Raw genomic sequence first — 12,328 nt, forward strand, 5'->3', positions numbered from 1 at the left:
CGAAGGCGTCCAGGCCCGGCGCTGCGCGCCGGGGTTGCGCTCCCGCTCCGCGTGAGCGCTGCTGCTCGCTGTGCGAGCAGCTCACAGGCCCGGCTGCGCCGGGCCTGTGACGCTCCGTCCGCTGCGCTCCCGGAGCGGTGGCCTGCGCTGCGCTTCGGCCACTCGGGGCGCACCGCGCCCCGAAGGCCGGCCCCGCTGCGCGGTGCCGTCAACGGGCCTTCGGCCCGGGCAGCGGGGTGGGAAGGGATGGCCAGGTGATGCATCATGTAGGTTTGGCAGATCCTTCCCACCCCTCTGCTTCATTTTCATGCCAGAGATTGACTCTGGACTACAGCCTTTCCTCTGGATGGGGATGTTCCTTACTTGAGCGAGTATCCCCATTGCTTTGTTAGTGGTTCCGTAGTGGGTCTGCTGTCTCCTTGGAAGTGCGGTAATGACCCACTACGGAATGCGCTAATGCCTACCTCCTTCGTGGATTTGTGGGACTGCGGGTGAACTACGTTCTGCTTGCCTCTGGTACTTATCCGTGGCGTTAGCGTCTATCCAACTTGTTTTAGGGTAAAAAAATAGGCCTCGTGGGCTTCACGGGCCTTCGTCAAGTTGTGAAGTGGTCAGCCTAGATAGTCGAGGATGAATTGAATAACAGTGATGAACTTGTCGAGAAGGAGTATGCCGGTGAGACCCTTCCTGAGTAGTCCTCTCGCCGTGTAGCTGGGCCGGCTGAGCTTCTTCTGCTGCTCCCTCTTGATGAGCTGGCCTTCCTTATTCTGACTGTCATTACTCATAGTGCTCCTTTATTTACTCGTAGTAGTTACTTTTGGGCAAAACTATGCCGGAGGATGATGGCCTCCGGCGCAAAAACGGGTGTAGTTATGGTGCGTGTAACGCTTGGTTTGGCGGTACGTCTTGCCCTTCTCTTTCTATGGTACACGGGAATGGGCCTTCTGTCGACCCGTCAGATGCCCTCAGAGAGGGGCTTGAAAGACTCCTCGATGCCCTTCTACTTGCTGTCTATGACAGTCTATCAGGCCCCTCTGACAGAGCCCTCGGTGGACGGTCTTTGTGCTTCCAAAATCAGTTAAGCAAACCCTCGCCCAGGGGCACCACCCATTTCTCTTTCTTGCACGCATGGGCTGAGGCCCTGGGGGCGGGGACATGCGGGCGAGTGGCACAATGTGGTTCTCCGGCCGCAGGACAGGTGACCGGGCGTCAGCCCATCGACTCGCTTCCTGCGGCCGGAGTCTGTGCGCTCAGGAGGTGAGGTCGGGGAGGCGGTACTCGTACTTGCGGGGCCGGAGGTCCTCTTCGGCCGGCTCCCAGTCGGGGTAGTGCGAGACGGTGCCGCCGCTCGCGGTGTAGGGGTCGGTGGCGGTGTCGACCTTGATGTCGCTGACGACGTAGAGGTCGACGGTGTTGTCCTTGTCCCTGGCGTGCAGGACCTCGTTGATCGTCAGTTCGACGCTGGTGGCGGCGCCCGTGGTGCCCTTGACCTCGACGTGGCGTTCCTCGGTGCCGCGGAGGCAGCGCAGGTCGTAGGGCTTGCCGAGCTTCTCGACCGTCCAGCCCCGCTGCTCGTAGTGGGCGGTGGCGCGCTGTTCGGCGTGTTCCTCGATGGCCTTGCGCTTCTTGGGGTCGGAGATGTAGCCGGCGCCGCGGCGGCGTCGCTGGGGCTTCTTCTTGCCCTCGACCTGTTCGGCGGTGAAGCCAGGGGACTGGTCCAGGGGCACGTCTTCGGGGTCGTCGGGGTCGAAGGGGATGCCGGCGAGTTCCAGCAGGCGCTGGGCCGGCATCTGGACAAGTTTGCCCATGCCGCGGTCGGTGCCTGAGCGGCGGATGGCGTCGCTGCCGGCTTCGGTGAGCGGGCCTTCGGGGCCGAGGGGGACGTTGTCGAGTTTGGCGAGCGGTTCGATGCCGAAGCGCTGGGGGTACTTCAGGCTCCGTTCGGCCTCCTCATCGGGCCAGTGCCAGGCCGTGCCCTCGTAGAAGCCGCCGCGGACCTGGAAGAGGTAGAGGGTGGCGGTGTTCTGCAGCCAGTCCTCGAGCTGGACACGGGGCGAGGCTCCGGTGGCCAGGACGGCGAACTCCGGTCGTGCGTCGTCGTATTCGGGCTTCTTCTCCGGGAAGCCCCAGGAAAGGGTCTCGATGCCGTGCTCAAGGTTGCGCTGGGACTCGGTGCTCTGGCCGACATGGACCATGACGAACGTCGAACTCTTCATGCAGGGCATCATAAGCATGTCACTATCGAGTAGTCGATAGTTTTTCAGTTTTGGCCTTCTGCTGGGCAGGTGAGCTGGTGTGCGGGATAACTCGGCCAGGTGAGAGGGTTGTTGAGGCAGCACGACGGTCAGGAGGGACGGTCCGGCGAGGGCTGGCGGGGCTCACGCAGCAGTCGCCGAGACAGCCGGGACAGGGGGGAAGAGCGTGTCCGAACAGGTTCCGCGTCCGCGCACGGACGTCGTCGGCGAACTTCAGGATCTTCGTAACACCGTAGGTGCCGTGCGGGTCCCGGTGGCCGGGGAGCCCGTGGCGGCCGGGGCGGTCGCGTGTGTGGCGGCGGGCCGGGTCGGTGAGCTCGCCGCCCGCCTCGGCGACGCGTCGTTCTTCGCCCGGTGCGCGGACCGGTACCGCGCTGCCGGCTTCGGAACGCCGGGGGCCGCGGAGGAGCGCAGCTGGCGCAGGAGTTGGCCGCCGTTGTTCGCGGCACTGGAGCGTGCCGGGCTGAAGGACCTGCAGGTGTATCTGGAGTACGCGACGCCGGGGGGCGGGCGGCGTCTGGACGTGCTGCTGGTGGGTGCCGCGCCCGGTGGCGGGCTCGGGCTGGTGGTGGTCGAGCTGAAGCAGTGGCAGAGCTGCCGCGTCCTGGACGCGGAGCGGGTGATGCGCAGCGATGGGGTGGTGACGGCTCATCCGGTCCATCAGGTCGCGGCCTACCGCAGCTTCTTCACGCACTGGCGGCCCGCGAGCGCACCGGTGCTGGACGTGCGGGCGGTGGTGGTGCTGCACAACGCCACCGCCAGTGAGGGAGCGGTGCTGTCGGCCGGTGCGGGCGCGGAGGTCATCGGTGTTCCGGTGCTGACCGGGCAGGAACTGTCCCAGCCTGCCGGGGCGCTGGCTCGGTGGCTGCGGTGCGGGGACCTGTCGGCGCCGGACGCCGGGCAGGTGGCGGCGTTCGAGGAGATCCGGTGGCAGCCCTCCAGCCGGCTCCTCGACCATGTCGGTGCCGTCCTGGACGGCGCCCGTGCCTTCGCCCTGGTCGGCGACCAGCAGGACGCCTTCGTGGCCATCCGCCACGCCGCAGGCCGCCACCTGCCCGCCGGCCACGACGGGACCCCGGCCGCGGACAGGGACGGAGGGCGTGAGGGGGCCGTCATCACCGTGAGCGGCGGTCCGGGCAGCGGCAAGACCGCGCTCGCCGTGCGGCTGCTCGGCTACCTCATGCGCCAGCACCCCCACACCCGGCCGCGTTTCATCACCCCGTCCGGCACCCTGCGCGCCCACCTCCTGGACGCCACCCGCGGCCACAGCGCGGCCCGCGAACTGTTCCCCTCCGCCGGCTCCCTGCGCAGCACCGCCCGCCACACAAGCGCGCTCGTCATCGACGAAGCCCAGCGCATCAAACGAGGCGGCACCCGCAGGCTGCCCCCGGACCTCGCCGCCGTCGTCGAGCACGTCCCGCTCGCCGTCATCTTCCTCGACGAACGCCAGATCATCCGCCCCGACGAAGGCACCACCGTCCAAGAAGTCCGCAGCGCCGCCCACGCCCTGGGCCGCGCCCACCACCACCTCGAACTCACCGGATCCTTCCGGTGCAGCGGCTCAGCCGCCTACACCGCCTGGGTCGACGCCCTCCTGTACGGCACGCCCCAGCCCTGGACCGGTCAGAGCGGCTACGACCTGCGACTGGCCGACGATCCCTTCCAGCTCCAGCAGGCCATCGAAGAGGCCACCGCCGCCGGTCACACCGCGCGCACCACCGCCGGGTTCTGCTGGCGCTGGACCCGCAACCGGCCCCGCGGCGCCACTACCCTGCCCCTCGACATCACCATCGACGTCCCCGCCACCCCCAAAACCCCGGCCAGGACCTGGAAAGCGGCCTGGAACGCCGCGACCGCGCTCACCCACCCCGACGACGGCCGCCCGCTCGCCCCGCACAGCCAACTCTGGGCCAGCCACAGCGGCGGCCACCAGCAGATCGGCTGCATCTACACCGCCCAAGGCCTCGAATACCACACCGCCGGCACCCTCATCGGCCCCGACCTCACCTGGGAAAACGACCACTGGGAAGCCCACCCCGGCGAAAGCCACGACGCCACCCTCCGCGACCTCACCCCCGACCAGTACCTCCCCTACGCCCTCAACACCTACCGCGTCCTGCTCACCCGCGGCACCCACACCACCCACATCCACACCACCCACCCCACCACCCACCGTCTCCTCTCCAGCCTCATCAACTGACGGGACCGGGAAGCAAACGACTGAGCGCGCCCCACGGCTTCGACGCAGCGCCGTGCTCAGGGTGATCCGGTATGACCATTCCACTCACACGGGCGGCGCACTCGGCAAACCACTGATCGCGCCCCACTGCAGGCCGCTATCAACGGCTCATGCTCACCTCAGTGCTGCGCGGCCTGGCCGCCGCCTCCCTCGCCGTCCTGTCCGTCACCGCCTCCACGCCCGCCCATGCGGCAGAAACACTCCCGCTCGCCGAAGCCGTCAACCGCCTGCCAGTCGCAGCCGAGTCCCGCGACGGGTACGACCGTGACGCCTTCCGCCACTGGAACACCGGCGACGACCCGTCCGACGGCTGCTCCACACGCAACGAGGTCCTGATCACCGAGGCCGTCGAGCCGCCTACGGTCGGACCCCGGTGCCGGCTGTCGGGCGGAAGCTGGTGGTCCTACTACGACCAGACGTGGGTGACCTCGGCCTCCGGCCTGGACATCGACCACATGGTGCCCCTGGCAGAGAGCTGGGACAGCGGCGCGTCCGCATGGACCGCGCAGCGGCGTGAGGCGTACGCCAACGACCAGGGCGCGACAGCATCGTTGGTCGCTGTGACGGCCCGGTCGAACCGGTCCAAGGCCGACCAGGACCCAGCCACGTGGCTGCCGCCGGCCGCCGAGGTGCACTGCCGATACATCGCCGAGTGGGTGGCCACGAAGCTGCGCTGGAACCTGACGGCAGACGAGACAGAGGTGACGGCTCTGCGGGAGGCGGCGGGCGGCTGCCCGGAGCAGAGCGTGACGTACGAGCCCGCCGCGTAGCATCCTCCCCCGCCGCGGGCGGTAGGGCAGGATCGGGGCTGGCCGCCGGGCGTCTGCCCGGCGGCCAGCTTCTTCACGTGGGCGGCCAGGTCAGCCGTGGTAGGTGATATAGCCGTTGCGGTCCTTGTCGTCGGCCTTCTGCGTGTAGGCGTGGACGTCGGCCCGGGCCCCGGTGGGCTTGTAGAAGTAGATGGTGTCCTTGTCGTTGTTCCAGATGAAGTTGCAGTTCTGGCGGTAGACGACGTTGCCCGCGTCCGAGTCGGTACCGCGGCCGCCCCGGAGGCTGACCTGGTCGCCCGGCTGCAGCGTGTGGTTCTTGGTGAAGGCGAAGGTATTGCCGGTGGCGTCCCTGACCTTGTAGCCCTTCAGGTTCACGGTCGCCGTCTTCGAGTAGTTCTTGATCGTCAGGTACTCGGCTGCCGTGTTGCCGCCCGAGCACTTGTTGGAGTCCCGGCCAGGAGCGTCGTACTGCACGCCCTTGATCTTCAGGGCCGAGGCGTACTCGGCAGCCTGCGCCGGAACGACCACGGCCAGGCCCAGAACCGCGACGGCCGCAGTGGTCGCGGCAGCGGTCAGAGTGCGCCTGATGCGCATGAGGAATCCCCCCTCAGTGGTGCGAATGGAGCGCCCGGAGCCTACCGAACGTGATCACCAAGCGAAGCAAACATAGATAAAATGCGATTACCGCATGAACCGGGTCATCGGGGCACTCGACCGGGTGATCGCGGGCCGGGAGGAGAACTGCCATCCCGGGCAGGGACGTCGTCCCGGTCATGGAAGCGATCAACGATGTCCACGTGTCCGAACCCGGCCTGATCGTCGTCGACGTCGCCGCAGCCGACGACGAGACCGCCTTCGCCTTCCACACCGCGCTGGCCGCCCGCTGGGCCACCACGTCCGTGGAACGCACCACCCGGGAAGCCGGGCAAGCCGGCGTACGACTGCGCTGCTACCTCGACCTGCGCCAGCCCCTCACTCCCCCCGACAGCACCCCCAGCCACTGGTAGGCAGGACCAGCCCCGCCTCTGACACACAGATCCACGCCAGCAGAGGAAACAGCCCACCGCCGCAGTCCTCGAGAAGCTCCGTGCAGCCGACGGGTACCGGCGCGGCGCATGGCCGCACGACTGGCGCCCGACCACGGCGGCAATGAACACCGCTGCCAGCACGCGACGAACGAGGCCCGCGCCCAGTTCCAGCACAACTACCGTCAGGACCACGACGGCCATGAGAAGGCCAGCAACGGTGCCGGCTGTGCCGCCCCCGCTGACTTCCCGGGCAGCCGCGCCCCGCCGGCGCCTGGTCCTTCTGGTGCCCGCCGCCTCGTACGGCGCCGGAGCGCGAAGGCCCCGGCCGACGCGCAACAGGACCACGACCCACCCCCGATCCCCCGACCGCACACTCACCGCCCCGCCCTTCCCCGTCCCCTTCCTTCTTTCTGGTCCGGGCCAGCGCAGGGGGTGTGCAGAGGGGGATGTCGGGCCCCCGACCACACGACTGCGTGCATGGTGACCTGCGGCTATGCCATCACGCGGTGTGCGGGTGCGGACGGTAGTGGGCGGGGTTGTCGGACCGGTCCGTGGCGGCGTTGCGGGCGTGGTCGGGGGCGGTGTTGTCGTTTCGTGACCATGGTCGGGCCTTCGTGGTCGGTGGTCTGGTCGGGGCCGGCTGTTGCCGTGGACGGGATCGGCGGTGCCGCGCGGAAGCGGCTCCGCAAGGACCCGTCACGGTAGGAGCTTCAGGAATGGTGCACGCGGATGCGGGCGGTGCAGACCGGCTGGCGCTGGCCGTCTTGGCGCAGTGGCGGATGGCGACGACGGAGCAGATGCATCTGCTGATCGCACCCGGGGTGCGGATCGAGCAGACGCGGCGGCGGCTGGCCAAACTGCGTACCGAGGGGTTGGTGGACCGGGTGACGCTGCCGCAGGCCGGCCGGACCAGGTGCTGGTTCGTCACCCAGTACGGGGCCCAGATCGCCTCCGAGTGGCCGGAGCTGCGCAACTGGCGGCCGTCGCGGACGGTGTCCGACCGCACCGCCACGAGGCTGCGGGTCGGGCACGCGCTGACAGTGACGGAGACCGGACTGGCTTTCGTCCAGGACGCCCGCAAGCGGGGAGACGTGTGCCAGCCACTGGACTGGATCCCCGAAGTCCACCACGCCCTCGGCAGTGGTGAGGCGATTATCCCCGACGCTCTGCTCTACTACCGCAGCCGCGGTACCGGCGCGGGCACCGGCACCGGCGGGGACGGGGGGTCGATGCTGCGGGCGTTCGTGGAAGTCGACCGGGCCACCATGGGGCCCGAACGCCTCGCCGCCAAACTAGGCGCGTACGCCCGCCTCCACAGCTACGTTCCCGCGCCCCCGCCCGGCACCAGGCCCCACCTGACCGTGCAGGAGGAGAGCTGGCGGCGGCGCTACCCGCTCTTCCCGCGGCTGCTGTTCATCCTCGACGGCACCGGTCCCGCCGGCATCGACAACCGCGTCGAAGCCCTGCACGCTGCCGCCAAGAAGCTCCCGGCCCTGTTCCTGCGCGATGTGCCAATCCTGGCCACGGCCATAACCGAGCTGCTGCAGCACGGACCCGCAGCGCCCATCTGGCGTCCTGTCACCCACCCTGGCCACACGGTCGCCTGGACCCACACACGACACCCGTAACCAACCCGACGCGCACCGGTGCGCACGCCCCTGCCACGCTGCGCACCAGCCCGACCACGACCGCCAGCCACCACACCAGGCCCGACCACAGACCCAACCACACAGGTCACAGCAGTGTGCCGTGGGCGCTCCCAGGAGGACGAGCGCCCACTGCACGCGGTTTCAGGCCCCGCACCCGTGTGCGTGCAATCGTCCTACCGCCACCGGGTGATGTTCCCCTCAGACGTCAGCCATCTGAGGGGAACAGCCCGGGGCAGGCGGGCGCCCGCCCCGCGACTGGTTGCACTGGCTGCCTTGCTTCCTCGACCCGGAAGTCTCCCAGCCGACGTTCTCCCGGACCCACTCCAACGCGCGTCTGACCTCCAGGATCGACGCCCGGATCTCCCCCACGATCAGCAGCCGCTGCGCCTCCCGCAGCGTCCGTCCGACCTCGTCCCGCTCCGGATCGCCGAGCGGGTATGGCACGGCCATCTCGAACGCCGCGGACGGCCCCAGCAGCGCGAGCTGCTGCTCCCACCGGCTCTTGGCGATGGTGATGTGCGCCGTGTCCTGCGTACTCCCCGGATACCCGGGCGCCTGCGGCAGCGTCGCGTTGAGGTCGATCTCAAACCGTACGTCGCCGGTGCGGCCCTCCTCGATCGCGTGGACCTGCAACGACGTCAGCGGGAACGACAGGTTGACGCGGTGGACGGTCACCTTCGGGGTGTACGCCAGGTTCACCGTGGTCCGGGCGAGCCACGAGCGCTGCCCGGTCGCCTCGAAGCCGAACAGGTCCGCCTCCAGGACGAAGATCTTCCCGGCCTCGGTGAAGGGCGACACCCCGACGGCGAGCTGGACGCTCAGCTCGTGAGCTCCCAGCGCGCGGCGCAGCCACGTCTGGTCGCTGCTGACCACCGCGGTGAACCGGATGTCGTCGTCGAAGCGGAGTTCCTGCATAGCTCCCCCAAGGGCGTGTCGATCACCCGATTCTGCCGGGCGGGCCGCCGCATCACCCCCGATTTCCCCCGGCCACGAGCTCCAGCCCGCAGGCCCAACGAAGCCAGCGACCGTCGACCCGGGCTCGGCGCAGTCAACTACCCAATCGAGGAGGAACCTAGCGCCTCCCGCCCAGAGACCAGCCGGATATGACCACAGCACACCCGCGATCCCCCCTACTTCTAGCCCTCTCAATGAGGTTGCAGGCCAGTCTCAATCCTTGCAGCTTTGCAGGTCAGAGAACTTTCGATCGGCCAGAGCTCGCCTGGTTCCATTCTCACTTTTGCAGCCCCGCAGGTCAGAGGCCTGATGGAAGTCCTACAGGCTGCAACACGACTGAGACGACGTACCCGAACATCAGCCAGCTGGACCGACGGCAGTCATGGGCGCGTGCCTCCAGCCGCGCGTGGCAAAGTTCGCGCTTCGACTGCTGCTCGGCATCCTCGCCACAGGTGTCGGTGCGCTTTGCGCGGTGCGACGTGCGCGCTGACCGTCCAGGGTTCCGTGGCTCGTGCACTGCACAGTGGTGCCAGTCGGTTCGTGCAGTTGTTCAGCGGTAAGACAGCCGCCTCCCCGGCGCCTGCCGTCGCCTTCTCGTGGGGCTACCGGCGCTCCGTGTACCGCACTGGTCACGCCGGTGGAGCCGAGGCCTCGGGCTGGGAGGCGCCGTCCGTTTCGGCCAGCAGTTCCGGGCGCAGGGCCAGTTCGCGCAGTTGTTCGCGGGTCAGGGGCGGGGAGGTGAGTAGGGGGCCCAGTTGTCCCTGGCCGCGGAAGCCGGCGCTGTCGCGCACGAGCAGCGCACGACCGTCGGGGAGGGACAGCCGGGCGTGCAGTTCCTCGCCCCAGGACGGTGCGCCCGGCGCGGGGTCCGCGGGCCGGCGCCAGATCGTCAGCACACGCCCGCCGGGCAGTTCCTCGCGTACGCAGTCGGCGCGGTGCTCCTGGTGACGGCCCGGGGCGCACAGGTCGTCGGTGAGGCCGTCCGTGCCCGTCTTCGCCTCGAGGTAACTCCGGTCCTTCAGGGCGATGTGGAGGAGTCCGACGCCGTGGTCCCGGCGGACGGTGTAGTCGCCGTCGAGGAGGCCCTGGGACCTTCCTCCGGTGGCGGCCTCTGTGTCGGCGCGTTTGATCATCACCGCTAGGGAGACCTCCTCCACCGTTCCGACGCTCGCGGGCAGCAGTGCGGTGAGCTTCTCCTGTCGCCCGCTGCCGCCGACCGGCGCGGTGTCCGCCGAGGAGGCTGCCGCTGCCGGGGTCCGGTCCGTGCCCCCGGTCACCATGCCGGGCGCGGTGAACACGGCGACGGTGACGAGGCCGAGCGCCGCTCCGCCCAGCGCCGCCCGGCGCCGGCGGCGTGCGGAGGACGCCTTGGCGAGGACCGACTCCGTGCTGAACGCGGGGCCGGTGACGTCCGCTTCGACGGCCCGTGCCAGCAGTTCCCTGATGTCGGTGTCCGACCCGTCACCGTCATGATCCGTGGGTGTCATACGAGTTCCCTCCCCACCTCGGCGCGCAGCGCCGCCAGTCCCCGGACCGTGTGGCTCTTCACCGTGTTCTCCCGCATGCCGAGCGCCGCGGCCGTCGCCTCGACGCTGAGGTCCTCCCAGTAGCGCAGCACCAGCACAGCCCGTTGTTTGGGTGTGAGCCGGGCCAGGGCCGCCCGGACGACCATCCCGGTCTCCGTGTCCGGCTCGGGTTCCGCCAGGTCGGGTACCTCCCCGTACGCGTGCTCGCGTCGCCACAAGCGGCGTCGCCCGGCGATGAACGTGTGATAGAGCGTCCTGCGGGCGTATGCCTCGACGTTGTCCAGTCCGTGCAGGCGCCGCCAACCGAGCACCACCTTGACCAAGGTCGTCTGGACGAGATCCTCCGCCTCTTCGCGGTTGCCGCAGATCAGACAGGCGCTCCGGAAGAGCGCCAGACGTCTGCTCTCGACGAAATCGTGCAGCGCGCCCTCGTCGCGCCTCATTCCGCCCCGCTTTCCCGGTCCGCGCACGCGGACCGTCCCACCCCTCCAGTGCGTCGGGCCCCGCTCCGGGTTGCGGCATCCGGAAGGTGATTCCTCCGCGCCCGAGGCGGCAGGCGTCCGGTGCAACCTTCCGCCCTTTCCGGCGCACTGGCAGGGGTGGCAGGAGTTGTCACCGAGAAGCGACGGGAAGTGTTCGGCATGAGTGCGGTACGCACACGCAAGATACGGACGAGAACGGCCGCCGTGGTCCTGGCCGCCGCCGCGGTCGTCGTGTCGTCGGTCACGGCGCACGCCGACGCGCGGTGGTCCACGCCGATGCTGCCGGACACGGGGGACGCGGCGCTGACCGGCATCACCCGGCTGGACGGCGACACCACCTGGGCGTACGGGATGCGGGTGACCCGAGAGGGCAAGGCGCAGCGTTCGGCGCCGCTACTGCTCAGCCGGCACGACGGTGAGCGGGCCTGGCGGGAGGTCCCGATGCCGCCGTTCGACCAGAGCTTCGACCAGCTCAACGAGATCAGCGCCGTTTCGGGGAGCGACGCGTGGGCCGTCGGTCTGTACGACGACGCGCGCGGGACCTTCCGTACCCAGCACTGGAACGGCACGGCCTGGCGGGTCGTCGACGCGCCGGCCCCCACGGGGGTGCGGCTGGCCGGCGGCGGGCTGCTGGACGTCTCTGCCCGGTCCGCCAACGACGTGTGGGCGGTCGGCTGGGTCCAGGTCGTCGACAGCGAGACACCCACCCCCGGCAAGCCCGGCGGTATCACCCAGGAGTCGCACGACGAGGCGCTGGTCCAGCACTGGGACGGTGACGCGTGGCGCATCGTGCCCGTGCCGGACGCCGCCTCCCTGTCGGTCGGTTCGATCGCGGCGGTCGGCGCCGACGACGTGTGGGTGTCCGGGTACTCGGCGCAGGACGAGCCTGTGATGCTGCACTACGACGGCCGTGCCTGGGCGCGCGTCCCGGTTCCGTACGACGGGGTGAACGGTGAGCTGATCGACCTGGAGGCGCGCGGCCCTGGTGACGTGTGGGCGGCGGGCCGGAAGCTGAACGACGAGGAGGACACCGGCCACGCCCTCGTCGCGCGCTGGGACGGCCACGCCTGGCGGCAGGTGCCGGTACCCGCGGACGCCGGGCGGGTCCACGACCTGACGCTCACGCCCGGTGGGGTCGCGGTGGCCGGGCAGCGGCCCGACGGCGGGGCCTACGCGATGCGGCTGCGGGACGGTCGCTGGTCCTCGCTGGACGTGCCGCAGGGCGACCCGGTCGGCAGCCGGTACCTGAACGGCCTGGCCTGGACCCCGCGAGGGCTCGCGGTCGCCGGGTTCGACGGGGGCGAGGACGGTCTGCCGACCCCGGTCCTGCTGGTCGAGGGCCGCTAGCCAGGCGGCCGCCGGACGTTCGGCGACGACCGCGGAAGGGGGCCGTTTCCCGGGAGGATGCGGCCCTCTTCGTCCGAG

General features: G+C 69.6%; 11 protein-coding genes. 5 read left to right on the forward strand and 6 right to left on the reverse strand.

What is annotated here, in order from left to right; genetic code table 11:
* Positions 1-611 precede the first annotated feature (611 nt).
* Together ACFIF2_RS31000 and ACFIF2_RS31005 are read right to left on the reverse strand one after the other, a co-directional pair.
* The gene (locus tag ACFIF2_RS31000) at positions 612-785 is read right to left on the reverse strand and encodes a hypothetical protein (RefSeq protein ID WP_395576584.1); all 174 of its coding nucleotides are present in this window, start codon (positions 783-785) and stop codon (positions 612-614) included.
* Between the two features lie 465 nt (positions 786-1,250).
* Positions 1,251-2,216: a protein NO VEIN domain-containing protein gene (locus ACFIF2_RS31005; RefSeq protein ID WP_395576585.1), complete on the reverse strand. Its 966-nt coding sequence runs from the start codon at positions 2,214-2,216 to the stop codon at positions 1,251-1,253.
* 205 nt (positions 2,217-2,421) lie between these two features.
* Between ACFIF2_RS31005 and ACFIF2_RS31010 the strand changes: the two genes are divergently transcribed.
* Positions 2,422-4,455, forward strand: a complete 2,034-nt coding sequence (locus ACFIF2_RS31010) for a DNA/RNA helicase domain-containing protein (RefSeq protein ID WP_395576586.1) — start codon at positions 2,422-2,424, stop codon at positions 4,453-4,455.
* Between the two features lie 149 nt (positions 4,456-4,604).
* Positions 4,605-5,264, forward strand: a complete 660-nt coding sequence (locus tag ACFIF2_RS31015) for an HNH endonuclease family protein (RefSeq protein WP_395576587.1) — start codon at positions 4,605-4,607, stop codon at positions 5,262-5,264.
* Between the two features lie 90 nt (positions 5,265-5,354).
* On the opposite strand, the gene ACFIF2_RS31020 is transcribed toward ACFIF2_RS31015, so the two are convergent.
* Positions 5,355-5,858: a lamin tail domain-containing protein gene (locus ACFIF2_RS31020; RefSeq protein WP_395576588.1), complete on the reverse strand. Its 504-nt coding sequence runs from the start codon at positions 5,856-5,858 to the stop codon at positions 5,355-5,357.
* Between the two features lie 203 nt (positions 5,859-6,061).
* On the opposite strand from ACFIF2_RS31020, the gene ACFIF2_RS31025 reads away from it, so the two are divergent.
* On the forward strand, positions 6,062-6,271 hold the full coding sequence (locus ACFIF2_RS31025; RefSeq protein ID WP_395576589.1) for a DUF6207 family protein: 210 nt from the start codon (positions 6,062-6,064) through the stop codon (positions 6,269-6,271).
* Positions 6,272-7,008: 737 nt separating this feature from the next.
* Entirely contained in the window at positions 7,009-7,920 is a 912-nt protein-coding gene (locus ACFIF2_RS31030) for a replication-relaxation family protein (protein ID WP_395576590.1), read from the forward strand.
* Positions 7,921-8,139: 219 nt separating this feature from the next.
* Here the strand turns inward: ACFIF2_RS31030 and ACFIF2_RS31035 are convergent, their stop codons facing one another.
* The 3 genes from ACFIF2_RS31035 to ACFIF2_RS31045 form a co-directional block, all read right to left on the reverse strand.
* Positions 8,140-8,856, reverse strand: a complete 717-nt coding sequence (locus ACFIF2_RS31035) for a hypothetical protein (RefSeq protein ID WP_395576591.1) — start codon at positions 8,854-8,856, stop codon at positions 8,140-8,142.
* Positions 8,857-9,524: 668 nt separating this feature from the next.
* Complete coding sequence (locus ACFIF2_RS31040; RefSeq protein ID WP_395576592.1) at positions 9,525-10,382, reverse strand: hypothetical protein; 858 nt, start codon at positions 10,380-10,382, stop codon at positions 9,525-9,527.
* Complete coding sequence (locus ACFIF2_RS31045) at positions 10,379-10,864, reverse strand: SigE family RNA polymerase sigma factor (protein WP_395576593.1); 486 nt, start codon at positions 10,862-10,864, stop codon at positions 10,379-10,381. Before ACFIF2_RS31045 ends, ACFIF2_RS31040 begins: the two co-directional genes overlap by 4 nt.
* A 198-nt stretch (positions 10,865-11,062) precedes the next feature.
* Here ACFIF2_RS31045 and ACFIF2_RS31050 point away from each other — a divergent pair, with 198 nt between their 5' ends.
* Positions 11,063-12,250 carry a hypothetical protein gene (locus ACFIF2_RS31050; RefSeq protein ID WP_395576594.1) on the forward strand — a complete coding sequence of 396 codons (1,188 nt, stop codon included), beginning with the start codon at positions 11,063-11,065 and terminating at the stop codon, positions 12,248-12,250.
* The last annotated feature ends 78 nt before the right edge of the window (positions 12,251-12,328 follow it).

Origin of the sequence: Streptomyces sp. BK79 (genome assembly GCF_044142145.1) — a bacterium.
GTDB lineage: Bacteria > Actinomycetota > Actinomycetes > Streptomycetales > Streptomycetaceae > Streptomyces.

Coding starts and splice junctions, on each gene's coding strand:
- ACFIF2_RS31040 (WP_395576592.1), bottom strand. CDS start 10,382: ATGACACCCACGGATCATGACGGTGACGGGTCGGACACCGACATCAGG.
- ACFIF2_RS31035 (WP_395576591.1), bottom strand. CDS start 8,856: ATGCAGGAACTCCGCTTCGACGACGACATCCGGTTCACCGCGGTGGTC.
- ACFIF2_RS31050 (WP_395576594.1), top strand. CDS start 11,063: ATGAGTGCGGTACGCACACGCAAGATACGGACGAGAACGGCCGCCGTG.
- ACFIF2_RS31000 (WP_395576584.1), bottom strand. CDS start 785: ATGAGTAATGACAGTCAGAATAAGGAAGGCCAGCTCATCAAGAGGGAG.
- ACFIF2_RS31045 (WP_395576593.1), bottom strand. CDS start 10,864: ATGAGGCGCGACGAGGGCGCGCTGCACGATTTCGTCGAGAGCAGACGT.
- ACFIF2_RS31005 (WP_395576585.1), bottom strand. CDS start 2,216: ATGAAGAGTTCGACGTTCGTCATGGTCCATGTCGGCCAGAGCACCGAG.
- ACFIF2_RS31015 (WP_395576587.1), top strand. CDS start 4,605: ATGCTCACCTCAGTGCTGCGCGGCCTGGCCGCCGCCTCCCTCGCCGTC.
- ACFIF2_RS31020 (WP_395576588.1), bottom strand. CDS start 5,858: ATGCGCATCAGGCGCACTCTGACCGCTGCCGCGACCACTGCGGCCGTC.
- ACFIF2_RS31030 (WP_395576590.1), top strand. CDS start 7,009: ATGGTGCACGCGGATGCGGGCGGTGCAGACCGGCTGGCGCTGGCCGTC.